The 25695-nt window shown below is 51.8% G+C and carries 22 protein-coding genes; 15 read left to right on the forward strand and 7 right to left on the reverse strand.

The window, feature by feature from the left end; all coding sequences use genetic code 11:
- Position 1: 1 nt before the first annotated feature.
- Positions 2-1243, reverse strand: a complete 1242-nt coding sequence (locus FOA19_RS07740) for an OmpP1/FadL family transporter (protein WP_149090163.1) — start codon at positions 1241-1243, stop codon at positions 2-4.
- 416 nt (positions 1244-1659) lie between these two features.
- On the opposite strand from FOA19_RS07740, the gene FOA19_RS07745 reads away from it, so the two are divergent.
- From FOA19_RS07745 to FOA19_RS07760, 4 genes are all read left to right on the forward strand, one after another.
- Positions 1660-2553, forward strand: coding sequence for an NAD(P)/FAD-dependent oxidoreductase (locus tag FOA19_RS07745; RefSeq protein ID WP_149090164.1), 894 nt, complete (start codon positions 1660-1662; stop codon positions 2551-2553).
- Positions 2554-2844: 291 nt separating this feature from the next.
- A complete protein-coding gene (locus FOA19_RS07750; protein ID WP_149090165.1) occupies positions 2845-3522 on the forward strand; it encodes a hypothetical protein in 678 nt (225 codons plus the stop codon).
- A gap of 15 nt (positions 3523-3537) precedes the next feature.
- Entirely contained in the window at positions 3538-4041 is a 504-nt protein-coding gene (locus FOA19_RS07755) for a T9SS type A sorting domain-containing protein (RefSeq protein ID WP_149090166.1), read from the forward strand.
- A 350-nt stretch (positions 4042-4391) separates the two neighbouring features.
- On the forward strand, positions 4392-5582 hold the full coding sequence (locus FOA19_RS07760; protein WP_149090167.1) for a T9SS type A sorting domain-containing protein: 1191 nt from the start codon (positions 4392-4394) through the stop codon (positions 5580-5582).
- Positions 5583-5673: 91 nt separating this feature from the next.
- On the opposite strand, the gene FOA19_RS07765 is transcribed toward FOA19_RS07760, so the two are convergent.
- Complete coding sequence (locus FOA19_RS07765) at positions 5674-6501, reverse strand: cyanophycinase (RefSeq protein ID WP_149090168.1); 828 nt, start codon at positions 6499-6501, stop codon at positions 5674-5676.
- Between the two features lie 216 nt (positions 6502-6717).
- Here FOA19_RS07765 and FOA19_RS07770 point away from each other — a divergent pair, with 216 nt between their 5' ends.
- Together FOA19_RS07770 and FOA19_RS07775 are read left to right on the forward strand one after the other, a co-directional pair.
- On the forward strand, positions 6718-8067 hold the full coding sequence (locus FOA19_RS07770; RefSeq protein WP_149090169.1) for an MBL fold metallo-hydrolase: 1350 nt from the start codon (positions 6718-6720) through the stop codon (positions 8065-8067).
- A 348-nt stretch (positions 8068-8415) separates the two neighbouring features.
- A complete protein-coding gene (locus tag FOA19_RS07775) occupies positions 8416-9222 on the forward strand; it encodes a DUF481 domain-containing protein (protein WP_190300318.1) in 807 nt (268 codons plus the stop codon).
- A 537-nt stretch (positions 9223-9759) separates the two neighbouring features.
- Here the strand turns inward: FOA19_RS07775 and arfB are convergent.
- Positions 9760-10164, reverse strand: a complete 405-nt coding sequence (arfB, locus tag FOA19_RS07780; RefSeq protein WP_149090171.1) for an alternative ribosome rescue aminoacyl-tRNA hydrolase ArfB — start codon at positions 10162-10164, stop codon at positions 9760-9762.
- A 485-nt stretch (positions 10165-10649) separates the two neighbouring features.
- Here arfB and FOA19_RS07785 point away from each other — a divergent pair, with 485 nt between their 5' ends.
- Positions 10650-10856, forward strand: a complete 207-nt coding sequence (locus FOA19_RS07785) for a hypothetical protein (RefSeq protein WP_149090172.1) — start codon at positions 10650-10652, stop codon at positions 10854-10856.
- A gap of 67 nt (positions 10857-10923) precedes the next feature.
- Here FOA19_RS07785 and FOA19_RS07790 read toward each other — a convergent pair whose 3' ends face one another.
- Entirely contained in the window at positions 10924-11463 is a 540-nt protein-coding gene (locus FOA19_RS07790; RefSeq protein ID WP_149090173.1) for a hypothetical protein, read from the reverse strand.
- A 280-nt stretch (positions 11464-11743) separates the two neighbouring features.
- On the opposite strand from FOA19_RS07790, the gene FOA19_RS07795 reads away from it, so the two are divergent.
- On the forward strand, positions 11744-12145 hold the full coding sequence (locus FOA19_RS07795; protein ID WP_149090174.1) for a BlaI/MecI/CopY family transcriptional regulator: 402 nt from the start codon (positions 11744-11746) through the stop codon (positions 12143-12145).
- Entirely contained in the window at positions 12120-14237 is a 2118-nt protein-coding gene (locus FOA19_RS07800) for a M56 family metallopeptidase (RefSeq protein ID WP_149090175.1), read from the forward strand. Before FOA19_RS07795 ends, FOA19_RS07800 begins: the two co-directional genes overlap by 26 nt.
- 214 nt (positions 14238-14451) lie before the next feature.
- Here the strand turns inward: FOA19_RS07800 and FOA19_RS07805 are convergent, their stop codons facing one another.
- Genes FOA19_RS07805 through FOA19_RS07815 form a run of 3 tightly spaced genes read right to left on the reverse strand, consistent with a single transcriptional unit; the run spans position 14452 to position 16309 of the window.
- Positions 14452-15120: a hypothetical protein gene (locus FOA19_RS07805; RefSeq protein WP_149090176.1), complete on the reverse strand. Its 669-nt coding sequence runs from the start codon at positions 15118-15120 to the stop codon at positions 14452-14454.
- Positions 15121-15140: 20 nt separating this feature from the next.
- Entirely contained in the window at positions 15141-15704 is a 564-nt protein-coding gene (locus FOA19_RS07810; RefSeq protein WP_149090177.1) for a DUF4256 domain-containing protein, read from the reverse strand.
- A gap of 29 nt (positions 15705-15733) precedes the next feature.
- Positions 15734-16309, reverse strand: coding sequence for a hypothetical protein (locus tag FOA19_RS07815; protein WP_149090178.1), 576 nt, complete (start codon positions 16307-16309; stop codon positions 15734-15736).
- A gap of 162 nt (positions 16310-16471) precedes the next feature.
- Between FOA19_RS07815 and FOA19_RS07820 the strand changes: the two genes are divergently transcribed.
- The 6 genes from FOA19_RS07820 to FOA19_RS07845 all read left to right on the forward strand — a co-directional run bounded on the left by FOA19_RS07820 (position 16472) and on the right by FOA19_RS07845 (position 25639).
- Entirely contained in the window at positions 16472-16990 is a 519-nt protein-coding gene (locus FOA19_RS07820; RefSeq protein WP_149090179.1) for a hypothetical protein, read from the forward strand.
- Positions 16991-17200: 210 nt separating this feature from the next.
- Positions 17201-18226, forward strand: a complete 1026-nt coding sequence (locus FOA19_RS07825) for a DUF3667 domain-containing protein (RefSeq protein ID WP_149090180.1) — start codon at positions 17201-17203, stop codon at positions 18224-18226.
- Between the two features lie 87 nt (positions 18227-18313).
- On the forward strand, positions 18314-19021 hold the full coding sequence (locus FOA19_RS07830; RefSeq protein ID WP_149090181.1) for a head GIN domain-containing protein: 708 nt from the start codon (positions 18314-18316) through the stop codon (positions 19019-19021).
- Between the two features lie 590 nt (positions 19022-19611).
- On the forward strand, positions 19612-22356 hold the full coding sequence (locus FOA19_RS07835) for a S8/S53 family peptidase (RefSeq protein WP_149090182.1): 2745 nt from the start codon (positions 19612-19614) through the stop codon (positions 22354-22356).
- 258 nt (positions 22357-22614) lie between these two features.
- Positions 22615-24258 (forward strand): TldD/PmbA family protein, encoded by a 1644-nt coding sequence (locus tag FOA19_RS07840; protein WP_149090183.1) that lies wholly within the window; start codon positions 22615-22617, stop codon positions 24256-24258.
- Between the two features lie 64 nt (positions 24259-24322).
- Positions 24323-25639: a TldD/PmbA family protein gene (locus FOA19_RS07845; RefSeq protein ID WP_149090184.1), complete on the forward strand. Its 1317-nt coding sequence runs from the start codon at positions 24323-24325 to the stop codon at positions 25637-25639.
- The last annotated feature ends 56 nt before the right edge of the window (positions 25640-25695 follow it).

Consider the following 25695-nt stretch of genomic DNA (forward strand, 5'->3'; position numbering starts at 1 on the left):
ATTAAAACTTGTAATTGATGCCAACACCCGGAATGTAGGCTACTGACTTGAAAGTGCCGGCTACCCCGCCAGATTTGCTGGCGTCATCGGTGCGCTCTTTCTTGTTGATGTACAGGAACGAAGCGTCAAGGTCAACTTTATCGCTCAGGGCCAGGGTTAAGCCACCAGATACGCCTCTTGAATCTGAGTCTGGTGTTTCTGGGGTAAGATAGCCTTCCTGTACCGGTGAGTTGTCATAGTAAGCACCGGCTCTGATGGTGAAGATCTCAGACAACTTGTACTGGGCACCCACCCGGTAAATGAAAACGTCTTCGTAGTTGCGGGGGCTCTCAGAGAAGGTTTCTCCTCTAATGCCGGCGTTGTAGTCAAAGCGCAGAGACTTGTACGCGCTCCACTGTACGCGCTGCACGTCTACCGCGAAGGTAAGGGCCTCTGTAGGTTTGAAGCCGATTCCCAGGGTGATGTTAGCCGGCATGGGAAGGCTGGCATCGAACTGAGTCGCCTGGAACTGGCCCGCCACCAACGGGGAGGTAGGCAGCCTGAAGGTGACATCGCCCTCCTTTACTTCCATCTCTACTTTAGAGCGGTACGTGAGGCCCAGGGAGAGTTTCTCTGTGGGTTGGAAGAAAACGCCCAGGTTAAACCCGAAGCCGCTAGCCGCGCCATCCAGTTCTACCCCGGCCTCGTTGTAATTGGCGTCTGCCAGTGGAATGCTCCTTTGCAGGTTCACACTGCCGGTAGAGTAAATAAACCCGGCCCCAAGCCCCAGTTTATCAGTGATGCGGTAACTGATGGTAGGCTGGATGAAAATGGTTTTCAGGGTTAACTCATTCAAGCCATAGCGTCCCTGCCACCGGGTTCCCCAGTTAACGGAAGAACCAAAAGGCGTATACACCCCAATACCGAAGCGGAGCGGGCTATCTTCTTTCCCGAAAGAGGCATACACCTGGAACGGGGTGCTGATGGGGTTGTCTGTAGCAGATTCTGAGATACCCGGTGAAGGCTCTCTGTAAGCAATCTTCGCATTCAAGGCGCTAACCCCTAACTGGATACCATTCTGCCGAAGATGCGCCAGCGCTCCTGGGTTAAAGAAAATGCTACTTTGGTCCAGCGCTAAACCGGTGCCCGCGTGGCCCATGCCTAACTGCTTTTGCCCCTGTAGGTTAGCTTGGAACCCTCCAGCCTGGGCTACACCCGCCGAGAGCACAGCACTGCCCAGTAAGGCTAAAAATTTACTTTTCATGCGTTCGCTAGTTAAAAATAAGTGTATTTGGTTCTTAAGGATTTGTTAATCAAATATAGATAAATAGAACTGATATTCTGATAGTGTTATGCATATCGCTATATTTTTTATAATTATTAATTATGAACTGGTAAGGGCGGTTTTGAACAGAAATATGCTATAGTATTATTACGTGCCCTGGTGAAAAGTATTCTGCAATTCCCCTCCTCCTGTGGGCCTTCTGCGGCTGACCTTTTAAGCCCCTTGCCAGGCTGGAATTTGACTTTGCACCACAAGTGGTTTATAACATTGTGGTAAGTACTATTTACTTCAAATAATCCACAGTGAGGCGCAGGTTCTGGAAGAAAAAAGTCACGCAGAAACCATCTCTTTTTTGCCAGATGCGTTTAGCCATGACTGGTTAAGAGATTTCAAGTATGTATGATGTATTAATAGTAGGCGGCGGCCCGGCCGGTCTTAGCGCGGCGATGCTTCTGGGGCGGTGTATGCGAAAAGTAGCCCTGTTTGATTCCGGGGTGTACCGGAACTCCTATTCCCATGCCATGAACGGCTTCATCTCCCGCGACGGAACCCCTCCGGCAGAGTTCCTGCGCCTGGGCCGCGAGGACCTGGCCAAGTATGAAGTGGATATCAAACAGAAACGGATTGCCCGGGTGACCAAAGAGGGCGACCTGTTCAAGGTGGAGGATGAAGAGGACCAGGTGTACCTATCCCGGAAGGTGCTGTTGGCCACCGGCCTCTGCGACCGCTGGCCCAAGATACCCGGAGCCGAGCCTTTCTACGGTTCCAGCATCCACCATTGCCCTTACTGCGACGGGTATGAGTCAAAGAACAAGCCGCTGGCCGCCTATGGCAAAAACCGCGACGCCATTGGCCTTTCCCTTTCCCTGAAGACCTGGAGCAGCGACGTGATGCTGTTCACCGATGGCACCAACCGCCTGACCCGCGAAGACCGCGAGCTTCTGGCCCGTAACAAAGTGCAGATCAACACGGCCGCCATTGAAAGACTGGAGGGCGAAGACGGGCATATGCAACACATCGTGCTCAAGAACGGCCAGGTGGAAAACCGGGAAGCCATGTTCTTCTCCACCGGTTCAGACCAGCACTCAGACCTGGCGCGCCAACTGCAGTGTGATTTTACCAGCAAAGGCGTAGTGAGAACCTACAAGCACCAGCAAACCAACGTGCCTGGTTTGTACGTGGCCGGAGACGCCGCCCGAGACATGCAGTTGGTGATTGTAGCTGCCGCTGAAGGCACCAAGGCCGCTGTGGCCATCAATATGGAGCTTCAGAAAGAGTTCAGGCTGTAGCCCGATCTCAAAGTTTACAGAGAAGTACCGGAAGGTGCGTTTAGGATCTGTTTTTCAGAAAACGGGTCTTAAACGCACCTTTTTATTTATGTAATATATTGACAATCATCATGATTGGTGAAATAATGGTGTGAAAAGCCAAGTGCTTTTTGTACCTTATGTAAGTTCAATGCAAAAGGGTTAAAGGCGATTCATAAAAAGGCTGAGTAGGCAGGAGTTACCTTTGGGAAGTGGACGAGCAGTGCCTCCCCGGCACTCTATATTTTTTGGTGTACGTCAATGATGCCTGCTATGCGAACTCTTTACCTTTCTCTGGCTTTATGTACCCTCTGCTTTTGTGCAAGGGCGCAAACCACTCTTCTTACCTTGCCCCGCTCTGTAGACAATTATATATGGTACGGAGAACAAGCAACTGGCTATTGGGTGCTGTCCCATTATTATACAATCACTTATAACTCACGGGGGCAGGAAACAGAGCGAATTCTTTTCTTTGGTGATTTTGAACAGTCCAAGACCATCAACACCTATGGGAATTTCGGATTGTTGGCAACCTTGGAACAGACCATGGTTTCTGGGGGCGTTTGGGAGGACAAGTCCAGAACTAGGTATGTGTATGATCAGCAGGGAAGACTACTCACTATAACCAACCAAGCATTCAACAGCGCTAGTTCTCAGTTAGAGAATTTGACCAGAGTCATCAATACCTATACGAATGATGACCTTAACCCTTCTTCCGTTGAGCGTCAAATATGGAGTGAAACTTTGGTTGGTTGGGGATTGGAAGAAAAAGACATCAACTTGGTATGGTCTACTGATTCCAATCATCCTTTTAAGTTACTTAGCTATGAGACCCAGGTGGTGGATTTTGATCTTTCATGGGTCACTTTAAAAAGGCATACCAATTCCTATGACCCTGTCACCCGCACATCAACTTATTCCACAGACTTTGCATCAAGTAATAATAGTTGAGTGCCAAGTATCCGGATGATCACAACGTTTGATGCGCAAATGAACCCCACTCGGTTGCTTGTACAGGAATGGGATTACGACAAATGGAAGTTTCTGGGAGACACACAGTATCTCCTGACCTACAACCCAGATAATGTCTTAACCGAGGGAATCACTAAGATTAGAATGGTTGATGGTGGTCCTCTGGAGAATCTCAGCAGAGATGTTTATAGAGACTTTCAAACGTTTAATATTACCGGTGCTGCTGAGCAACTGCCAGAGTCCTCGCTGGCGGTTTTCCCTAATCCTACCTCCGGCAACCTGAACATTAGCTTAACAGGTGCAGGCTTTAAGCAGGCCCAGATTCAGCTTTTCAACTTGCAGGGAAAGAAAATGTATGAGGCCATGGCTTCGTTCCGCTCCATCAGTACGGGGAACCATGTAATTCCCTGTCAACAATTGGGTGCGGGCGTGTACGTTCTGCGCATCACCACAGACAACAACAAAGGGATCTCGCGCAGGGTGGTGAAAATGAAGTAAACCAAAGCGCAAAGATTTGGGGCAAAGAGAGGGTGCGATTCTGGGCTGGTTTTTAGAAATCAGCCCAGAATCGCACCCTTTTGAGTAATGGCACAGCCTGGGAAAGAGCTTCTAGAAGATGCTTTCAGATGGTTATCCTAAAAAATACAGAAAAATTTATGGGATAGGTAGGGGTAAACAGAAAAGAGACTGTCAAAACTTAACAGTTTGGGTCCAAAGGCCTTAGCGAAGCGCAAGGAAAGCGTGAGGGAGTAGAAAGGAAAGTACGTGCTTTTAGAACAGTGGCCACCCAGTGTCAGGAATTATAGAGACAAGACCTTTTATCCAGAAATCCTAAAACCATAAGCCCCATGAAAACTCTTTACCTTATTGCTTTACTGTGTGCCTTGTGCGCAAGTGCTTTTGCACAAACCACCATCACCTTGCCCGGCAAAACAGAGTACTATGTTTGGAATGATGAGCCTTCACCGGGAACTTGGCAAGGAGCAGGTGCCTATACGCACACCTACAACAACCGGGGACAGGAAACAGAGCGCATACATGCCACCGATGCGATCAATATATCTAGGTCGGTGAATACATATGAGAACTTCCTCCTGAAAGAAAGTATAGCTTATCTCTGGGACATGCTCACCACTGCCTGGAAACCAACCCTTAAATCTACGTACGTGCATGATGCGCAAGGGAGGGTAGCCAATATAGTCTACCAAAGTAGTACCGCCGGAGGCCCTTTAACCAACACGGTGAAGTCTATTCACCTCTACACGGGCAATGAGAAGAAACCACACACCGTTGTGCACCAGAATTGGGACCCAGCCACTGGTACTTGGAAGGACGATGAGAAGGATACCAACTTCATGTGGGTTTCTGAGGCGACCAACCCCGCCGGGTTCATCATGTATGAAACCCAAACGTACGATGCCGCTGCTAACGCCTGGACCAACGTAGAGCGCGTGAACACTTCATATAACGCCACCACCAGAACCCTGGTCATGACTACCGAAGAGGCATCGGGTTCCACCTGGGTGAACAGCGAGCGGGAAACCATCACCTATGATGACAAAAAGAACATCACTGGTATGCTTATCCAGGAATGGAACAACAACGCATGGGAGCTTGACAACGAAGTGCAGTACGTGCTTACCTACAACAGCAGCAACGTCTTAACAGAGAGAATCACCAAGATGAGAGACAACGCGGGCGAAGCGCTGGAAAATGCTTTCAGAGAGGTCATGAGTGACTTCCAAAGCTTCATCGTGACGAAGTCTGCGGAGCAGTTGCCGGCGTCTTCTTTGGCCGTGTTCCCTAACCCCACCAACAGCAGCCTCAAAGTAGCCCTGAGCAACGTATCCTTCCAGGAGGCCCAGGTAGAGCTGTTCAACCTGCAGGGCGTGAAAGTGTACGGTGCTTCCATCTCGCACCGGTCGCTCACCAGCGGGGCACACGTGATTCCTGCCGAGCACCTTTCTGCCGGCATGTACATCCTGCACATCAAAACCGATAACAACAAGGAGATCTCCCGCCGGGTGGTGAAAAACTAACCAGGCCAGCCGCCAACAGAAAAGCCCGGAGCCTAACATCAGGTTCCGGGCTTTTCTGTTTATGATTAGGTGCAGACTACAAAACGTTTGGCTAGGTTTTACTGGAAGTTTTTCGCTTCTGCTGGGAAAGCTTCCGGAAAACGCGGTCCGTTAAACAGTACTCATGGCCTTCCACCAGCAGGTGCATGATCAGGTTCTCCACGGCAATGGGCTCGCCTTCTTCCACCTCGTCCAGATTAGAGTAACGCACATGGGAACTGTCCATGACGGTGACTACCGCGTTCCCGAAGACCTCCACGTGCTGCCCGCCTTTGATGATGATGCCGGTTTCCTCTCCCAACCCTATGCCTACAAATTGTGGGCGTTTAGAGACGGCGTGGGCTAGGCGGCCAAAGCGGCCCCGCTCAGTGAAGTGGGTGTCAATGAACACGTTTCGGATGAAGGAAAGCCCCTCAGTGGTTTTCACCTCGCCTTTCAAAAGCGAGTAATAACCGTACCCCTCGTAGATCATGCGGTCAGACATAGCGGCGGCCCCGGCGCTGGTGCCGGCAATGGTGATTTCCTCTTCTTTGAACCGGCGTTGCATGAGCTCGTGCAGCTGGGTACCGGCCAGAAACTCTTTCAGACGTAACTGGTTGCCGCCGGTGAAAAAGATCACCTCGGCCTTGCCGATGCGCGAAAGGTACTCAGGTTTATCTGCTTCGTTGTCTTCGTCAATGTGCATGAAGCGCACGCTGCTGCAGCCCAGCTCCTCAAACGCTTCTTTGTAGGCCTGCCCAGACTCCATAGGTTCCAGGGTGGCCGTGGTAATCACCTCAATATGAGAATCAATGCTGCAAAGCTCAGAGCGGACCAGGTTGATAAGACCGTCATCATCGCCGCCGCCCAGGGCTATAAGGGTTCCTTTGGGTACTTGCATAAGTTGGGATTATAAATGTGAGCGGGCTCTGTCTAGGCAAACCGCTGTTAGGCGCACCATGGGCAAAACTATCAGAGGTATGAACGTAGCCTTCTGCACAAGGATGTCAAAATAGGGCAGAAAATGGAAGGAAACAAGCTTTGTGACACGCCCTGGGGCAAAGCGGCCAGCCTACTCCTCCAACGATGTTGGGCCTTATACGTACCTGCTAGTGATATGAAGATCCAGCAATTTGAAGACAAAGGTCTGGCCCATTTCTCGTACATCGTGATGGATGATTCAGAGATTGCGGTCATTGACCCGGCGCGGGACCCCAGGCCCTACGAAGAGTTTGCCATGATCCATGACGCCAAGATTGTCGCGGTTATTGAGACCCACCCGCACGCCGATTTCGTGAGCGGCCACCTGGAGTTGTCAGAAGCGCGGCAGGCCAGCGTCTACGTGAGCAAACGCGCCGGGGCCAGATACCAGCACAAGCCTTTTGACGATGGAAACGAACTGCGCATAGGAAACGTGACCCTGCAGGCCCTCAATACCCCCGGCCACTCGCCAGACAGCATCTCTGTGCTGTTGCGCGATGAGCAGGGCCGGGAGCATGCCATCTTCACCGGCGATACCCTCTTCATTGGCGATGTGGGCCGGCCAGATCTGCGGGAGAACACCGGCCACGAGACCGCTGACCGCGAGGAACTGGCCCGCCTGCTGTACCGCTCTACCCGCCAGAAACTCATGCCACTGCCCGACCAGGTGCTGGTGTATCCGGCCCACGGGGCCGGAAGCCTTTGCGGCAAAGCCATCAGCGAGGCCAAGTCCAGCACCATAGGAGACGAGAAACGCACGAATCCGGCCCTGCAGGACATGACCGAGGATGAGTTCGTGGCCTATATTACCGCCGACCAGCCCTTTGTGCCCCGGTACTTTGAGTATGATGTGCACCTGAACCAGAAAGGAGCACCCAAGTTCCAGACCTCGGTGAAGCAGGTGCCCATCATCGCAGCAGACCATAAACTAAGCAAAGGTTGCCTTGTCATTGACACGCGGCCCCAGGACAAGTTCAAGCAGGGGCATCTGGCCAAAGCCATCAATCTGCAGGACGGACCTAAGTTTGAGACTTGGCTTGGCTCGGTGGTGCGGCCTCAGGAGGGCTTTTACCTTATTGCCGAGGACGAGGAAAAGCTGCGCGAGTTGATTGGCCGCACTGCCAGCATTGGGTACGAAGCCTTTATCTCGGGGGCACTGCCGGTAGCCCCAGCCGGAACGGTGCAGTCACCGACGCTGGACCTTGCCCAGTTCAGAGCCAACCCAGAGGCCTACACCATTCTGGACGTCCGGAACACGAATGAGGTGCGCGAGAAAAAGGTTTTCACCAATGCCCTGGAGATACCGCTGCCAGAACTCCGGGACCGACTGGACGAAGTGCCCATTGACAAGCCCATTGTGGTGCACTGCGCCGCCGGGTACCGGTCTGCGGCCGCCGCCAGCATTGTGGCCCAGGAAATCACCCAGGTACCCGTTTATGACTTAGGCGAGGCCATTACTGAATTCAACGGCGATAAAGACCACTAGCCTAATTTCAAACGAACCAGAAATGCCCTGTTTTGCAGCTGATTTTCATAAAACAGCCGCAAAACAGGGCGTTGTTTTTTCAGGCAAACGAACTGTAAAAGGTTGTTCTGAATTTGTTGACACCTGGATTTCTAATCCTTAGAGATGGCTTGTTAACCTTGCTTCCTGGCGGGGTACAAGGCTTGGTTTTAGGCGAAAGTAGCTGGGTTTTAAGCTAAAATCTATAACTTCGGGAAAGAAGCCGTGTTTGAGGTGGGCAATTCGCTTATAGCGCAGCACCTGGTTAAGGCTTCTTTTTACGTTGAAATGACTCGGGGCTGCTGCAGGCCGGGTCACCATTATTTGCTTATGCTTTCTTTTTCGCGGCTTTCTGGCCTTCTCTTTCTCCTTTTCTTTTCTGTTGTCTCGGCCTCGGGCCAAATCCTGAATGTAGAAAAAGCCCGGGTGGAAAAAGACACCTCCAACTATTTCACCGGCAAGCTGGGCGTAAACCTGAACCTGTTCAACCGCGCCGTGGGCAAAGAAGGCCAAACCGACCATTTCCTGGGGCTCACCGGGAACGGCAACATTGGGTACGTGTCTGACCGCAATACGTATCTGCTGCTGGGTTCCTACAATTACGTGCGCCTCAAGGGCGAGACGCAGGTAGAGACCGGCTACATACACGGGCGCGTGACCTTCAACCGCCAGGCGCGTCTGTCTTATGAAACCTACGCCCAAGCCCAGTACGACTATAACCGTGGTCTGGAACTGAGGATGCTGGCTGGCGCAGGTATCAGGTTTGCGGTGGTCCGGAAAGATAACCTCAGGTTCAACCTGGGCACCGGCATTATGCACGAGTATGAACGCTGGCACAACCTGGAAGAAGATAGATACATTAACAAGAGCATTCCCAAACTCTCCAATTACGCCAGCATCCGGCTACCTCTGAACCCGTTTCTGGAGCTGAGTACCATCCATTACTACCAGGTGGGCTATGACCAGTCGGCGGAAATGGCGCGGCACCGCTTCAGCGGAGATCTGTCCATCATTATGAAGATCAACAGCCGGTTCCAACTCACCACCAACTTCTCGCACACCTACGAGAACCGACCCATTGTGCCCATCCCCAATTACCTGTACAGCCTCACCAACGGAATTCAATTAAGCTTCTAAAATCCCCGGAAAGGAGCAAAGGCTTTGTTTCTGCGCAGTGCATGAAATATCAAAGCTGTCACCTGCGGCGGGCCGGGGCGAAGGCCTACAGTGAGGCCGAGTCCCGGCCTGACGCACGGAAGAACTGTTCACTTGGCAGTAGCCTGCGTCTACGATGCAACAGAGGACGCTGGCTAGGTGGTACCTTGACTGAAGCCTCACTGTTCAAGCGTCAGCGAGTTTGAGGCTTCTTGATTCTTTTGGTTACTTTTCTCATCAAGGAGAAAAGTGACAAACGCCCGCAGACCACGGCTGCAGCCAAAGAGATAGAAGAAGGGTCTAGAAAGTAAAGACCTATAAAGTGGTTTTGTGGCTCAAGCCTCACGGAAGTTGCAAACTTCCGACCATGGTAGGTCCAAGTCTCAGACTTGAACCAGAAGAGATAGTTGTTGCAAACTGCAGGCAATGATAGGTCCAAGTCACAGACTTAAACCAGAGAAAAAGAAGGGTTAGAAGTCCGATTTAGGCCTGATTTCCGCAAAACATCCCAAAAACAGATTAGTCTTCAGCGCTTCCGGCGCGCCGATTGGCTTTTTTCTGGCCTAGCTTCTGTTTGGCCAGTAGCCTTTTCTGCACGGCGGCTTTGGACGGACGGGTTTTCTTGCGGGGCTTGGGCCGGTGCAGGGCCTGTTCCAGTACCTCGTAGAGTTTCTGCACCACTAGTTCCTTATTGGCTAATTGGCTGCGGTCTTCCTGGCTGGCCAAATGCAGGAAGCCTTCTTTGTTCAGGCGGGGCGCCAGTTTCTCTAAGAGCAGGTCTTTCTGTTCCTGCGTGAGCAAAGCGGAGTTTTCAATGGAAAACCATACCTCTACCCTGCTGGCAACTTTGTTCACGTTCTGTCCGCCGGGGCCGCTGCTGCGCGAGGTCTGAAAAGTCAATTCGGGGGTTAAATCTGGGAGCATAGAAGCAATACGTAAACGCGCCGGGTCAGATATTCTTTCTCGTCCTGGGAGCCGTTGGTAGTCGGCTGTGCCATTCTGCACAATCTTGTCAAGACGCACACCAAAGCCACAAAAGAGAACCTTAAAAGGTAGAGCAAACCGCAGGCAGTTCAACTCAAGTGGAAACTAATCGGCTTTAGAAATTAAAAGAAGTTATTGGCAGGGAGTATCCAGAAACTGTTCAAGTAAACAGAGGTTGTTCATTTCTGGACATATTTAGTTCACGGCCGGACAGTTGTAAAAACAGGTTGTGATATAAATGGTTGAATATCAATTATTTGCAAGTTGGCACGTCTTTGGAAAAGAAAGTAATCAGAGCAGACAACCAAAAGCACTGTCACTGCATCTTTTAGTTGTAACGGAACAGGAAACAGAGTTCCGGCTTCGCCAGGGAGGCCAATCCCAAAAACTGAAATCGTACCTGTAAACCTTAAAAATCTAAAGTCATGAAACTTATTATCTTATTATTCGCCATGTGTGTTGGTTCTGGTTTGGCCTTGAAAGATGCCTTGAGCGGCCTTAACTACAAACAAGAAGTAATCTACATCAACCAGTCTGGCAAACAGATGCCTGGCCCTACCGCCGATGCCGCTACTCCTACTGCCTATACCGTGGCCTACGCCCCTACCGGCAAAGTATCCTTCGGCGCGTAAGACACCGCTGCCTGTTTTGAGCCCGATTTTCTTTAAACAAGCCCAAAGCAGCGCACAGCCTATGATGCTAGAACCAGGAGGAGGACTCTTTCTTTTTCTTCTTCTTTTTGTCTGACGGGCTGAAAATACCCTTGATGATTTGCCCTGGGGTGGGTGGCTTTTCCTTCACCAGAACGTACCGGATAGAGAAGGCCCCACCCATGTTGAACCATTCCTCGTGCCGGATGTGGATGGCCGGTTTCAAGTCGGCGGACAGCAGGAACGGGAGCCCGTTCACTTTGTACTCCAGGCCCACAATGGCGTCTACGCCGTAAATGGCGCCATAATCTTTGAGGCGACCGCCGTGCGCCCCGCCGCCTAGGTAGTAATTGAAGCGCTGACCCAGCATAGGAAAATGCTGCTCGGCCAAGATGGTGGCGGTTATTTCCCGGGGAGAGGCAGTGAGCAAGCCCTCTAGGGTGGTTTTTTCCAGAATCTTTTGTTGAACGGTAAGCCCAAACTCATCGCTGCCAATTCTAAGGCCGGCAGCCGTCTTGTAGCGTTGGGCCAGGGCCGGCAGACAGGCCAGCAGAGAAAGGCAAAGCCCTAACAGAAATACTTTCTTCATGCGGTAAAGTACGGAAGAGAAAACCAAACAGCCGCCCAAAAGGAGGGCAACACTTTCCAGCAGAACGGCCATACCTTGGGTTTTCTTTCACCAGCCCGGTGCCGTTTATCGGCTTTGCAGCAGTTGGGGGTTTTATTATATTGTAAATCAGCTTCTTTGTAAAAAGGAGCTTTTGTTTTTATCTTAACTACGAAAAATTTCGTGATTAAATTTTCTTTTTACGAAAAGCTTCGTATTATTGACTACGAAATAAGTCGTAGAGCTGAGTTGAAGAGAAACCATGGAGAATACAGCCCCCTTGAAACCCACCGAGACCGAACTGGAGATTCTGCAGATCCTGTGGCAGCACGGGCCCAGCACCGTCCGGTTTGTGAACGAAGAGCAGAGCAAGACCAAGGAAACCGGGTACACCACCACCCTGAAACTGCTGCAGATCATGCACGAGAAAAACCTGGTCTCCCGCGATGAGGAAAGCCGCTCGCACGTGTACCGCGCCGCCGTCACCGAGGAGGAAACCCAGCAGCACCTGCTGGGTCGCTTTCTGGATACCGCTTTCCGCGGCTCGGCCATGAAACTGGTGATGCAGGCTTTGGGCAACCACCGCACCACCCCAGATGAATTAAACCAAATCCGCCACCTTTTGAAAAAACTGGAAGATGACTCCTCAAACGCTGATTCATGAACTCATGCCCCAGGCGGTGACCAACGCGCTGGGCTGGACACTCCTGCACTCCCTCTGGCAAGGAGCATTGATGGCCCTTTTGGTGGGCGTCTTGCTTAGGTTAATGCACCGGCACTCGGCGGCTACCCGGTACTGGGTGGCTTGGGGAGGGCTCATCGCGCTACTGCTGGTTTCCGTCATCACGTACATCAGCCTGTATAACCCAGTGGCCGATGCGGCAAATCAGGAGGTAGTGCTGCTGGAGGACAGCGGCGCGTTGCAGGTGCAGACCGTCATCATCCAGACCGCGCCGCCTTCTTTTTGGGAGAACATCCTGGCGCAGGGCCGCGGGTATTTTGACCAGAACCTGCCGGCCGTAGTCACGCTGTGGCTCATGGGCATGCTGCTGATGGGGCTGCGGGTGCTAGGTGGCTGGGTTTACGTGCAGCGGCTACGGTCTTACCGCACCCGGGTGGTGCCCGAAGCATGGCAGCAGAAAGTGGTGGAACTGTCCCGCAAACTGGGCATGCACCAAGTGGTGAGCGTGGCTGAGTCTGCCCTGGTGCAGGTGCCCATGGTCATCGGGCACTTCAAGCCTTTGATATTGCTGCCGCTGGGCGCGTTGGCTGGCTTATCAGCGGCGCAGGTAGAAGCCATTCTGGCCCACGAACTGGCCCACATACACCGCCGCGACTATCTTTTGAACCTGCTGCAGAGCATGGTGGAAACCCTGTTTTTCTTCCATCCGGCGGTGTGGTGGATCTCAGACTGTGCCCGCACCGAGCGGGAGCACGCCTGCGATGACCTGGCCCTCGCGCTCTGCGGCGACTCCCTCACCTATGCTTACGCCTTAACTAACTTAGAAGAACTGCTCATGAAAACGAACGTATCCACTCCGCGGCTTGCCGTGGCATTCTCAGGCCGTCGCCGGTCTTTGCTGGGCCGCATCACCAGATTGGTGCAGAAATCCAGCCTCCGGCCTTCTTTCTCTGAAGGATTCCTGGCCAGCTGCGCCGTTATTGCCGGCGTGTTGGTGTTCTCGGCCAGCGCCTGGGCCAATTACAGTGTGCCTGCTACCCCCATAGCCCTTCAGCCGCAGACTCTGGAAGAACAACCTTTGCCGGTTCAGTCTACAGAATTACCTGTCTCTCTTGAAGAGCAGCCAGAGAAACAGCCCGTGCAAACCCCAGGAGACGAGGACCTGACCCTGCAGCAACTGGAAGATGGGCTGGTAATTGTGCAGAACAAAAAAGGCAAGGTGGTGGAAGTCTACGTGAACGGCCGCCGCATTCCTAAGAGCGAGTTGGGCAGATACCAGTCCCGCATTGACCAGCAACTAGCCGCCGCCAAGAAAGGCAAAACCATCCGTGATGACGAAGAAGTGGAAAGTGCCATGGAGGAAGTAGAGGCCTCGCTGGGCAGAATGGGGGATGATGAGAACATCAGGGGCCGAAGAGGCCGGTTAGCGCCCATGCCCCCCATGCCTCCCATGCCGCGCACCCCAAGGACGGGTATACCCCCCATTGCGCCCATTCCTCCTATTGCGCCCGTAGCGCCTTTGGCTGGCGATGCAGAAAGCAACAAGCGCTACAAAAAGGAAATGAAGGAATATGAGGCGCGGATGAAGGAGTTCCATGCCCGGATGGAGGAATATGAAATGAGGCAGCGGGAGTTTGGGACCAGGGTGCGGGCACGGCAAGAAGGAAGCGCCGCCGAGCAGGCCCGCTTTTCTGCCGAGCATGACCGCCGCATGACCGAGCACAGCGCCCGCATGAAAGAGCACGAGGAACGCATGAAAGAGCACGGCATCCGGATGAAGGAGCACGAGGAGCGCATGAAAAAACATGACGCCATGATGAAGGAACTCAAGGCTGCCCTGGTGTCTGATGGCTTGATCAAGTCTGCCGATGACGACTACCTGTTCAAGCTGGACAAAACCGGGCTCTATATCAACGACAAAAAGCAGTCTGATACCTTGTTTGCCAAATACAAAAAGATCATCCAGACAACTACCGGCGAAGACGTAGACCTGATGCTACAAAAAGAGGGCTCCAATTTCGTGATCCGGTCTAATAGCAACTCCAGCACCAATAAGAACTCAACTAAAAAGTAGTTGTTTTTTCCGGATTGCTAAAAATCAAGATCCCCTTCTTCTCTGTTTTAGGCCTGTTTTCTTAGAAAGACACCTGAAACAAGAAAAAGGGGATTTTTCGTGTAGTAATCCTGAATAGCTGCTTTTCAAGAAGGGTAGGCTGTCAGGAAGGTCAGGTCAGTAGTCAAGTTGCTCTAGGTTAGTACTCAGGCGTGCGGCTTTGCTTTATTTCCTTTTAGATCAATGAACCTACCAATCGCTGTTTCAGGCCTGCTTTTGTGAAAACCCACACAATCTGGTAGCTGCCTGCTCCATCACTGTTCCACTGGTAGACAAAATAGGTGTCTCCATTCTGGTAAATCTTGAAAGTGTTGGTACACTCGTAGATGTCTTCATAAAAGGCCTTGCTTATAGAAACTAGTTGCCCTGCGATCTTCACTTTTACCGCTTTCACCTGGGTTTTAGGAAAGTTTCCATCTGTTCCCCAGACAGGCCGGCCATCAATTTCCGTCACCCATTTGTCCTTCTGCTTGTCTACGATTCTGTTCTTCAGGTTAAAGGGCGCTATCACATACTCAAAAGAGAAATCAGATCCTTTGTAGGGCCGGACTTTCTCTAGGTGCAGCAGCCTGGATTTATGAATGAATCCTTGCAGGTAATCTGGCTGGGTGGAGGAGAAGGAAAACTTATTTTTAGGAATGTACACCGTAATCCATTCTCCATTGTCTTCTTCGGTGCCATACCAGAAGACCTCATTGCTGCTGATCCTGTAGATTATTTCCGCCTGCCCGTTTGGCTGTTTTCTTACGTTGGTGAAGCCGTCTTTGTCGTTGATGATGGCCACTTGCGCTTCTGCCAGAACAGAAGAAAGAAGCAATAAGATGAGTACAAGGAGGTTCTTCATATCTCTCAGCCTGGAGGACGTCAAACTCTTAAAGAACCCCTGAACGCCCTGGCGGCATAGTACGAGGAAGCACCGTTGTGGTACACGAAGACTTGGCCGTAGCGGAAATCGGCGAAGATGGCACCACCAAGTTTCCTGATCTCAGCTGGAGTTTTGAGCCAACTGGAGGTTTTCATATCGAAGTTGCCGAGGGTTTGCAGTTGCCGGTACTGCTCTTCGGTGAGCAGTTCAATGCCCATATCGGCAGCCATCTCCACAGCACTGTTTTCTGGTTTATGCTCTTTTCTGGACTCCAGCGCTTCATGGTCGTAGCAAACGCTTCGGCGGCCTTTAGGGCTTTCTGCGGCACAGTCATAAAAAAGATATTCGCCTGTGCTGGTATCCTGGCCTATCACATCTGGTTCTCCGCCGGTTCTTTCCATTTCATGCAGCGACCACAGCTTTCCAGGATTGGCTTCCAGCTTTGCTTGCACGGCAGCCCAGTCAAGATCCTGGTGGCGGCGCCTGTTTTTCTCAAAACGGCCTTTCAACGTGGTGAGTAGTTCCTCGCGTTGTTCCGGTGATAGCTCCTTTTCAGCTTCCATATTATTTATTATTGCTTATTCTATGTTCTTTATAGCTTTTGTGAGTGATGCATTTTGTAGGATGTTATTTCTAAAAGTTTGTAGGCATTTCCTAGCGTTGCTTTAGACTGATTACTTAATAAGAAAGGTGAGTGTATGGAGTAGTAAATAAATTTTACTGAGTCTTCATTCTTTATAAAGACATTTGTTATGGTCGGATGTGTCGGTAAGGACCCGCGACAGTCATTTACAAGATTTATTTGGGGAGTGTCAGATAAGAGTGATTTAAAGGCCTTCTGTTCTTGAATAGAGAAGCTAATGATCTTTTGGTAGCCACTTTCTCCGATTATCCTGCCTTGAACTCCAGTTTCATTTAGCTCAATTATAGCTATTTTGCTGTGACCAGGGTGTATTGAGTGCCAGAAAATTCCAGGTGTTCTTGATGTCACGAAGTCATCATAATGGGTCTGAAAGAAACTGCCGGAACTTATATTCGGCTTTTCGTCTACAGCAATCAGGTTACAATCTGATTCTTCCTCTTTTGAAGAATGAATTGTCTTGCAACTGGCTAAGAAAATCAATATTCCAAAAAGTAAGCTCTTCAGGGTTATCTCTTTTGATTGCACAACATTAGATCCTATCGGCAATAAACATACAATTTATTGTTGAATCATCAGATGGCCTTGATCCTCCATTTTAAGCCTTCTTTTAAGAAACCAGCCCTGAAACGCGTTGCCCGTTGAAGCCGGTAAATCCGTACCTTCGCTGTTGTATAGAGACGCGCGCGTATGAGTGAGAACATCTTTCCGGAAATGCAGCATTTGCTGGGGCTGCCCTTGACCAAAACCACCCGGCTGGGGCATGTGCAGTTCTTCCACTTCGGGAAGGCGCACATCATGAACGCCACCGGCCTTATCCTGGACGTGGGTGCCTGGACCCTGGAGGTGGCCTGCCATTGGCAACTGGAGGAAGCAGGAGCGGTGGCTATCAGGTTTGAGGAGGTGAAAATCCCCAAAGACACCCAGACGTTGGCAGACCCGACCTTTGATCCGCTGGTGCCCGGCAGCAACCTCAGGGACCGGAAACTGCAGGAGATGGTGCGTGGGCAGAAAGAGCCTTTGCGTGTGTGGCAAGTGACGGCCTCGCCGGAAGGGGAACTGACCATTTCCCTGGAAGGAAACCGGTTGTTGTGCATCAATCCCAGCCAGGGCGTGCTGGAAAATACAGATCAGTTCTGGCGCCTCTTCAGCAATGAGCAGGACTTGGGCGGAGTTGGATTTGGGACTGAGGGCGTAAAACGGGCCTAATCTGGTGCCTGCTGTTTAGGGGCTGTTTTCCTTAAACTAAGGCCAAAACGGCTAAGCTTGGTTTACTCCTCTTGCAAGCCAGGTCGCGCTTCAATCTTGAACTCCAGCCGGAAAAAGCCTTCACCGGCAAAGCCGATGGGATTTCTTTGCTACTTGCGGCCCTTTACAGTATATTGCTTACCTAATATATAGCGTGTAGTACAAAGCTTTATGGGCAAGCACCTGCGTAAGTATCCGGTCTGTACCAATTGTGAATTTGAGTTTGTCCAGGAGCAGCCAGACAACTTCTGCCCGCGTTGCGGACAGGAAAACCACGACCTGAACGTTCCGTTCCAGCACGTGGCCCTGGAACTGCTAGAAGGCACCATCCACTATGACAGCAAGTTCTGGATAACGGTAAAATACCTGCTTTTTGCCCCCGGCAAACTCACCAACGAGTTCCACCGAGGGCGCCGCATGGGGTATGTGCCGCCCATCAGGCTGTACGTGTTCATTTCCTTTGTCTTCTTTTTCCTGCTTTCTTTGCGGGTAGGCCATATTGAGGGCGGTGAGCGGACCTTAGGGAGCCAATTAAGAAAAGCCCCCTCTCAGGTAGACAGCCTGCTTGTTCAGGCAGGGCCCCAGGCCACAGATTCCATCCGGAAAAGGCTGGAGGAGAGAAACATCAATATGGACAGCCTTTTGGTAGCCGATAACCAAACGGAAAATTACAATTTCGCCACGCTTGACAGCATTCCGCCGCATGCCTCCACTGCGCAGTTAGACTCTGCTCTTAACACCTTCAAGGTTAAAAATCACAATTGGTTTACGCGCGGGGTTCTGCAGAAAAGCGCTGATTTTCAACGGCTCACCAGAGACGAACTCATTGCGAAAGGGCTCAAATATCTCTCCCTCATGATGTTTGTGCTCATGCCGGTCTTTGCGCTGCTGCTCAAATTGGTCTTCTTCCGGGCCCGGCGTTTTTACATGGAGCACCTCATCTTCAGCATTCACCTGCACTGCTTCTACTTTGTGCTGTACATCCTGTACATGCTCTCTCTATACCTGTTCACCTCCATAGATTTGTTCGGTTGGGCCAACTTGCTGGGCTTCCTGTACCTCTTCTTCGGGCTGCGGCGGGTTTTCAAAAGGGGGTATCTGCGTACGTTCTTCAACATGGCCACGGTGCTGTTCCTTTACCTCATTGCCGGGGTGACAACGCTGCTTCTGGGCCTGGTGGTGAGTTTGGCGGTTTAGTTTTCTTTTCCGGCACGCGCCGAGCAACCTTTGGCAGATTTTGGCATCTATACTAGAAACAACCAGATCCTAAACTTCCATAAACCCATGAAAAAGACATTCTCTTCCCTTTTGTTGCTCCTGGCCTTTGTTTGCTGGGTGTCACAGGTGCAGGCCCAATCAGTAGAAGGCAACGGCAATATCACTACCCAGACCCGTTCTGTGGGTTCTTTTGATAAACTAAGGGTAAGCGGAGGTTTTGAGGTGGTGCTTACCCAAGGCACTGCCGAGGGGCTGAAGCTTGAGGCCGAGGACAACATCCTGCCTTTGATTGAATCTACGGTGGAGAATGGCATGCTCACCATCAAAACCAAACCCAACAGCATCCGGAATGCCAAGCGCCTGAAAGCATACGTGACGGTACGCAGCCTCAAAGCCCTTGAGCTGGCGGGTGGCATAAAACTCACCTCCACCAACACCATCAGCGGTACGGCCCTCAGCCTGGAGTTTGCCGGGGGTATCAACGTGCAAATGGCCGTGCAGGTGAAAGAACTCACCGGTGATTTTGCCGGAGGCACCAAAGTAACCTTAAGCGGCCGCGCCGATAAAGTACGGATGGATCTGGCCGGAGCCACCACCCTGAAAGCCCTTGACCTGAAAACCGATTACCTGACCTTGGATGCCGCTGGTGCCAGCAATGCGGAGGTAAACGTTGCCAAAGAATTGAGTGTAGAGGCTGCCGGTATTGTGAATGTCAACTACAAAGGCTCGCCAAATGTGAAACACAGCGGCATGGGTAAGGTAAGGCCTATCTAATACCCTGCTTCATATTCTTTCTAAATAGAAATGCCCCGGTAGAGCTATCTGCCGGGGCATTTCTATTTAGAAAAAGGTTCCTCCATCCGCTCTGGCAATCACGCATTTCGGCACATCTCAGAGAAGTGGCGACCATCCTTAAGCTGGCTCTCACCGCCTTTGTAACTAAGTGGTGAGGCATCCTTAAACATTGTTTATCAACTGCTGGTAGTATTTCGAAGCTGATTGTTAAATAGGAAGGAGTGACGGTAAACCCCGTAAAAGGTTATTGCATTTTTTAGCCTTTTTGATAAAAAAATTACTAAACCATATGATGTAGTTACATGAGTTTATGCTGTTGTAAATAGCATCAGGAAAGTATCTTATATGAAATTTTGGAAAGGAAGAAGTACGGTGTCTTGCTAAAGTTTTATTGATAATACAGAGGGTGATAAAAGAGGAAAAGCGAGAGGTTAAAAGCCTTGAGAACTGCTATTATATTTTTCAAATACGTGAAAACCTACTTGACATAATGTTCCGTAGGTACTCTCCATAAGCCCCATTACATACTACCAAACTAACAAATGTAAAACCTTTACCCACCTTCCTTTATGAGAAGAATTCTATCCATTGCGGCTTTCTGCTTTTTGGCAGTAAGCCAGGTCTTCGCACAAGCCTTTGTAGACCCAAAACTGAAGGCAACCCTCGTTAACAGATTACTGCCTGTGCAGGTGGTAGTAACCTTCAAAGGCAATGCGGCCCCTACCTTGCTGGATGTCGCTTCCCTCACCAAAATAGGCATCCTGCAAGGATTGACCTTACGTGCTTTGCCCATTGCCGGTATTGTGGCTACTCCATCCCAGGTAGAAGCCCTGGCCAAAGACCCCAGAGTAGCCTCTCTTTACCTAAACGAATCCCTCAAGTATGAAAACGATGGTGCCCGTGCCATCACCGGGGTGGATAAACTTCGCACCGAGATGTCCTTTACTACCCAGAACGGAGGTCTTCCGGTGTCCGGGAAAGGAGTGGGCGTGCTGGTAAATGACAGCGGCGTAGACGGAACGCACCCAGACCTGCAGTTCGGCAAGAACCTGAAGCAGAACGCGACTTCGGTGACCAACCTGAACTCGGTTTCCAGTATTCTGCCTTACACGCCGGTAGAGAATATCCCGAACACTGATGCCACCGGTGGTCACGGAACGCACGTAGCCGGTATTGTGGGCGGTATTGGCCAGGCCTCCGGAGGCAAGTACACCGGGGTAGCCCCTGGCGCCGACCTGGTAGGCTATGGTTCTGGTGCTGCCCTGTTATTGCTGGATGTGCTCTCTGGCTTTGACTATGCCATCATCAACCAGGCCCGTTACAACATCCGGGTCATCACCAACTCCTTCGGAAACACCAGCGACACCGGTTCAGACGTGAACCCAGCTGATCCTATCACGCTGGCCACCAAGCGCTGCGTTGACCGGAACATCGTGGTGGTGTTTTCGGCGGGTAACTCCGGTCCTAGCTCCAGCACCATCACCGGTAACTATAAGAAAGCACCATGGGTCATTGCCGTGGCCGCCGGTGACAAATCGGGCCGTTTGGCTGACTTTTCCTCCAGAGGGGTCAAAAACAAAGGCGGTTCCTTCACCCTTGACGGACAAACCTTCACCTGGCAAGACCGCCCAACGGTAACTTCTCCGGGCGTGGATATCATCTCCACCCGTGTGATTGCCCCAGTTTCTTCCCTGTCCATTGACAAAGATGCTACTACCTTAGAGCCTGCCCATTTGCCTTACTACACGCACATGAGCGGTACTTCTATGGCGGCTCCGCACGTGGCGGGCATTGTGGCACTGTTGCTGGATGCGAACCCTGCCTTAACCGTAGCGCAGGTAAAAGAGATACTGCAGCAGACGGCCTCCAACATCCCAGGCACTGAATCATGGGAAGTAGGCGCCGGTTATGTGAACGCGTATGCTGCCGTGGACAGAGCCTTTAGAGCCTCCGCTATCTATGGTTCCACGGTAAACATGACCAGAACCTTCAACAGCAACGTGAACGCGAACAGCGAATCTGAGAATTTCTCCATCAACTTTAACCCGGCCACTACTGCAACCAACGTTTACAAATTCAACGTGGCTTCAGGCACTACCAGCATTGAAGCCAAAATCAAAGCCATTGGCCCAGCCGGTGAAACCGGTAACCCCGTTAGATTAACCCTTATCTCGCCAAGCGGCGTGAGAACCAGCGCTGGCATCCCGGTGACCTTTGCCCTGAGCTATGACCGAGGTGTGGCCGTGGCATCTCCGGAGGCAGGCTCCTGGACCGCCGAAGTTTCCGGCTTGAACGGCGTTGCTTTTCCCGAGACCATCAACGGAGTGGTGAACAAAATGACAGCCGCTGGCATTACCGGCTTGGCCGACATCGCTGGTCACCCTGCCGAGGCTTCCATCAAAATGGCCGTAGGTGCCCGCTTGGTAGATGGTTTAGCAGGAGGAGGCTTCAAGCCAGACGAACTCCTGAAGCGCATTGACCTGGCAGATTACCTCATGATGGGCGAAGGCATCCGTCAGTTCCTGCCCATTGATGGCTCTTTCACCTTAACCGATGTAAAAGACAGAAAGCTGCTGGCCGAGTCTATCGTGGCCAAAGGCGGTGCCTTGCGTGATTTAAGCCACAAGTTTAACGGCATCATGTTACCGGTGTCTCCGGGTAAATTTGTACCAGCCGGGAAAGTGACCCGTGCTGAGTTGTCTTACTCGCTGGTACAGGCGTTGGGCTTGCAGGAATTTGCCTTGGCGCGCAACGGTAAAACTCCTACAGTTACCGTTGACGGCGTGAGCTATTCAATTGAAGATGCTGCTTCTATCCCGGCCGGTTTGGAAGGGTACGTGAGCGTGGCCCTGGAGCTGAACCTGATCAACGCCTACTACTCGGTGACCCAAGGTCCGTATGACCTGAAGCCAACCCTGCATGCTACCTTCAAGCCGCTGCAAGACGTAACCCGCGGTGATTTCGCCGTGATCATTACCCGTACCCACGCCCAATGGAATGCCGCTACCCAGCCTATTGCTGCCACCAGCACTTCTACTGCGGTTGCTGCCTCGGCCAATGACCGTGTGTACTCGTACCCTAACCCATTCTCTGGCAGAACCACTATTAGCTACGCCGTAGCGCAGGAGGGACCAGTACAGATCAACGTGTATGACGTGATGGGCAACAAAGTGCAGTTGTTGGTGGCTGAACGCAAAGCTGCGGGTAACCACACCGTGAACTTTGACGGAACCAGCCTGCCTGCCGGAACCTACATCTACAAAGTAGAGGCTGGCAACAAGGTCTTCACCAATCGTTTGGTTCTTACCAAGTAGGCTGTAAAACAGCTTTAAGCATAAGAAAAGGCGTCATCCTCCACGGGGTGGCGCCTTTTCTATTTATGTCCTGTTTTCTCTAAAATAGGCTTAAAGAGAGCAGCCTCACAGGTGGTAAACATTAGTATCGGTTACTTATCTCCTCGGCTTTTTCCAGTTCTGGTCAATCTTTCTTGCTTTCCTCCTGAACAAGAAGTAAACTTAGAAGTGCAAATCTTTTTGCGCATATAAATTCTCGCTTACCTAACAAACAAACCCTTGAAAAGACGTGATTTTATAGGACTGACCGCCATGGGCGTAGGAGGGCTTCTGCTTTCCAACGTCCCAACGTTTGGTCATGAGATTGATCCGGCCCGCGCCCTGGAAACCGTGGATGTGGCCCTGAAAAAGCGCCTGGCCGATGTGGCTCTGAATGCCGCCAAAAGCAAAGGCGCCACTTACACCGATGTACGCATTGGCCGCTACCTGGCCCAGAACGTGTTTACCCGCGAGAAGCAAGTTCAAGGCATCAGCACCACTGAGAGCTACGGCGTGGGCGTGCGCGTGATTGCCAACGGCACCTGGGGCTTCGCGGCCACCTCAGACGTGAGCGACAAAGGCGTTGCCAAAGCCGCCGAGCAGGCCGTGGCCATCGCCAAAGCTAACTCCAAACTGCAGAAAGAGCCGGTACAGCTGGCTCCGCAGCAAGGGTATGGAGAGGTTTCCTGGAAAACGCCCATAAAACAGAATGCCTTTGCCGTACCCGTGTCAGAGAAAGCCGATTTGCTCCTGGCCGCCAACGCCGCTGCCTTGGCCAACGGAGCCAACTTCGTGAATTCGGCCTTGTTTCAGATAAACGAGCAGAAATACTTTGCCTCCACCGATGGCTCTTATATTGACCAGGACATCCACCGCATCTGGCCCAACTTCACGGTAACCGCCGTAGACAAAGCCTCAGGCAAATTCAAAACCCGCGATGCGCTAAGCGCCCCAATGGGCATGGGCTACGAGTACCTCACCGTGAAGGCGCCTACCATGAAAGGGCCGGAAGGCACCGGCCTTATCGGCTACGACAAATACTTTGACATGGTGGCTGATGCCGGTCTGGCCGCTAAGCAGGCCCGCGAGAAACTGACGGCTAAATCAGTCATGGCGGGGAAATATGACCTGGTGCTAGATCCCAACCACTTAGGCTTGACCATCCACGAAAGTGTGGGGCACCCGCTGGAGTTGGACCGCGTGCTGGGCTACGAGGCCAACTACGCCGGTACTTCCTTCGCCACCCTGGACAAGTGGAAAACTAAAGCTTTCCCGTACGGCAGCAAGCACGTGAACATCTTCGCCGATAAAGTACAGCCGGGTTCTTTGGGCGCGGTAGGCTACGATGACGAAGGCGTGAAAACCAAGCGTTGGGATTTGATCAAGGACGGAACGTTGGTGAATTACCAGGCTACCCGTGACCAAGCCCACATCATCGGCGAGAAAGAATCGCACGGCTGTTCGTATGCCGATAATTGGAGCTCGGTGCAGTTCCAGCGCATGCCTAACGTGTCTCTGGCTCCGGGCAAGCAGAAACTGAGCGTGGATGATATGATCAAAGGCGTGGACCGTGGTATTTACATCGCGGGCCGTGGTTCTTACTCCATCGACCAGCAGCGTTACAACTTCCAGTTCGGCGGCCAGTTGTTCTACGAGATTAAAGGCGGCAAGATTGTAGGTCCGCTGGAGGATGTGGCCTACCAGAGCAACACCCAGGAATTCTGGAACTCCTGCGCCGCTGTCTGCGACGAAAGCGATTACCGCATGTTCGGCTCCTTCTTCGACGGCAAAGGCCAGCCCAGCCAGGTGAGCGCCGTTTCGCACGGCTCCGCTCACACCCGCTTCAACGGCGTGAATGTCATCAATACTGGAAGGAAAATTTAACAAGGAGAAACTAGCGAGATAAGCGCGGCTATATTAGTCGTGTCTTGCTACTTGATACAGACCAATGGCAATATTAAGTAAAGATCAGGCGCAGGCGCTGCTGAAAAAGGCCCTGAGCTATTCCAAAGCCGATGAGTGCGAGGTAAACCTCACCGGCTATAAAGGGGGTAACATCCGTTACGCCCGCAGTACCGTGTCTACCAGTGGCGAGGAAGAAAACATGTCGCTGGCCGTGGAAGCCCGTTTCGGGAAACGTTCCGGCGTAGCTACCATCAACGAGTTTGACGATGCCTCGCTGGAGAAAGTAGTGCGCCGTGCCGAAGAGGTCGCCCGCATTGCCCCGGAAAGCCCGGAGTACGTGCCCATGCTCGGCCCGCAGAATTATTTGCCCAGCAACGCCTGGTTCAAAACCACCCACGACATAGATCCAGAATACCGTGCCAACGCTGCCGCGAAAAGTATGCAGCTCGCCGATAGCAAAAAGTTGACGGCCGCTGGTTTCTGGGAAGACCGCAGTGGCTTCAGCGCCAAGATGAACTCCAAAGGCCTGTTCGCCTACAACCAAAGCTCAGACGTGGATTTCTCCGTGACCATGCGTACCGCAGACGGCACCGGATCGGGCTACGTAACCCGTGATGTAAGCGATGTTTCCAAATTGGACACTGGGGCAGCCTCAGAGATTGCGGCGCAGAAAGCCTTAGGTTCTATGAACGCTAAAGCCGTGGAACCTGGCAAGTATACCGTGATTCTGGAGCCCACCGCGGCGGTGGATCTGCTGGAAAACATGTTTCGGAGCATTGACGCCCGTAACGCCGAAGAAGGCCGTTCTTTCCTGAGCAAGCCGGGCGGGAAGACCAAACTGGGCGAGAAGATGTTTGACGAGCGCGTGACCATCACCTCAGATCCTACTAATCCCGAGATTCCTGCCTCCACTTGGTCCGGCGACGGCCGGCCGCACGAGAAAGTAACCTGGATTGACAAGGGAGTAGTGAAAAACATGTCGTACTCCCGTTTTTGGGCCGAGAAGAAAGGCGTGAAAGGTTTGCCTGCCCCCGGTGGCTTCATCATGGCCGGCGGTAACCAAAGTCTGGAAGACCTCATCAAAGGCACTCAGAAAGGCATTCTGGTGACCCGTTTATGGTACATCCGGGCCGTAGATCCACAGACCCTGCTCTACACCGGCCTCACCCGCGACGGAACTTTCTACATTGAAAATGGCAAAATCAAGCACCCCGTGAAGAACTTCCGTTTCAACGAGAGCCCGGTCATCATGCTCAATAACCTGGAGGCTTTGGGCAAACCGCAGCGCATCGGTGGTAACTTGGTGCCTCCTATGAAGATCAGAGACTTCACCTTCACCAGCTTGTCAGACGCTGTTTAATCAAATGAAATCATGCTTAAAGCCGTTCTAGTTCATAGAACGGCTTTATTTTGCTT

It is taken from the genome of Rufibacter hautae (assembly GCF_008271695.1).
Lineage (GTDB): Bacteria > Bacteroidota > Bacteroidia > Cytophagales > Hymenobacteraceae > Nibribacter > Nibribacter hautae.

Coding starts and splice junctions, on each gene's coding strand:
- FOA19_RS07740 (WP_149090163.1), bottom strand. CDS start 1,243: ATGAAAAGTAAATTTTTAGCCTTACTGGGCAGTGCTGTGCTCTCGGCG.
- FOA19_RS07745 (WP_149090164.1), top strand. CDS start 1,660: ATGTATGATGTATTAATAGTAGGCGGCGGCCCGGCCGGTCTTAGCGCG.
- FOA19_RS07750 (WP_149090165.1), top strand. CDS start 2,845: ATGCGAACTCTTTACCTTTCTCTGGCTTTATGTACCCTCTGCTTTTGT.
- FOA19_RS07755 (WP_149090166.1), top strand. CDS start 3,538: ATGATCACAACGTTTGATGCGCAAATGAACCCCACTCGGTTGCTTGTA.
- FOA19_RS07760 (WP_149090167.1), top strand. CDS start 4,392: ATGAAAACTCTTTACCTTATTGCTTTACTGTGTGCCTTGTGCGCAAGT.
- FOA19_RS07765 (WP_149090168.1), bottom strand. CDS start 6,501: ATGCAAGTACCCAAAGGAACCCTTATAGCCCTGGGCGGCGGCGATGAT.
- FOA19_RS07770 (WP_149090169.1), top strand. CDS start 6,718: ATGAAGATCCAGCAATTTGAAGACAAAGGTCTGGCCCATTTCTCGTAC.
- FOA19_RS07775 (WP_190300318.1), top strand. CDS start 8,416: ATGCTTTCTTTTTCGCGGCTTTCTGGCCTTCTCTTTCTCCTTTTCTTT.
- arfB (WP_149090171.1), bottom strand. CDS start 10,164: ATGCTCCCAGATTTAACCCCCGAATTGACTTTTCAGACCTCGCGCAGC.
- FOA19_RS07785 (WP_149090172.1), top strand. CDS start 10,650: ATGAAACTTATTATCTTATTATTCGCCATGTGTGTTGGTTCTGGTTTG.
- FOA19_RS07790 (WP_149090173.1), bottom strand. CDS start 11,463: ATGAAGAAAGTATTTCTGTTAGGGCTTTGCCTTTCTCTGCTGGCCTGT.
- FOA19_RS07795 (WP_149090174.1), top strand. CDS start 11,744: ATGGAGAATACAGCCCCCTTGAAACCCACCGAGACCGAACTGGAGATT.
- FOA19_RS07800 (WP_149090175.1), top strand. CDS start 12,120: ATGACTCCTCAAACGCTGATTCATGAACTCATGCCCCAGGCGGTGACC.
- FOA19_RS07805 (WP_149090176.1), bottom strand. CDS start 15,120: ATGAAGAACCTCCTTGTACTCATCTTATTGCTTCTTTCTTCTGTTCTG.
- FOA19_RS07810 (WP_149090177.1), bottom strand. CDS start 15,704: ATGGAAGCTGAAAAGGAGCTATCACCGGAACAACGCGAGGAACTACTC.
- FOA19_RS07820 (WP_149090179.1), top strand. CDS start 16,472: ATGAGTGAGAACATCTTTCCGGAAATGCAGCATTTGCTGGGGCTGCCC.
- FOA19_RS07825 (WP_149090180.1), top strand. CDS start 17,201: ATGGGCAAGCACCTGCGTAAGTATCCGGTCTGTACCAATTGTGAATTT.
- FOA19_RS07830 (WP_149090181.1), top strand. CDS start 18,314: ATGAAAAAGACATTCTCTTCCCTTTTGTTGCTCCTGGCCTTTGTTTGC.
- FOA19_RS07835 (WP_149090182.1), top strand. CDS start 19,612: ATGAGAAGAATTCTATCCATTGCGGCTTTCTGCTTTTTGGCAGTAAGC.
- FOA19_RS07845 (WP_149090184.1), top strand. CDS start 24,323: ATGGCAATATTAAGTAAAGATCAGGCGCAGGCGCTGCTGAAAAAGGCC.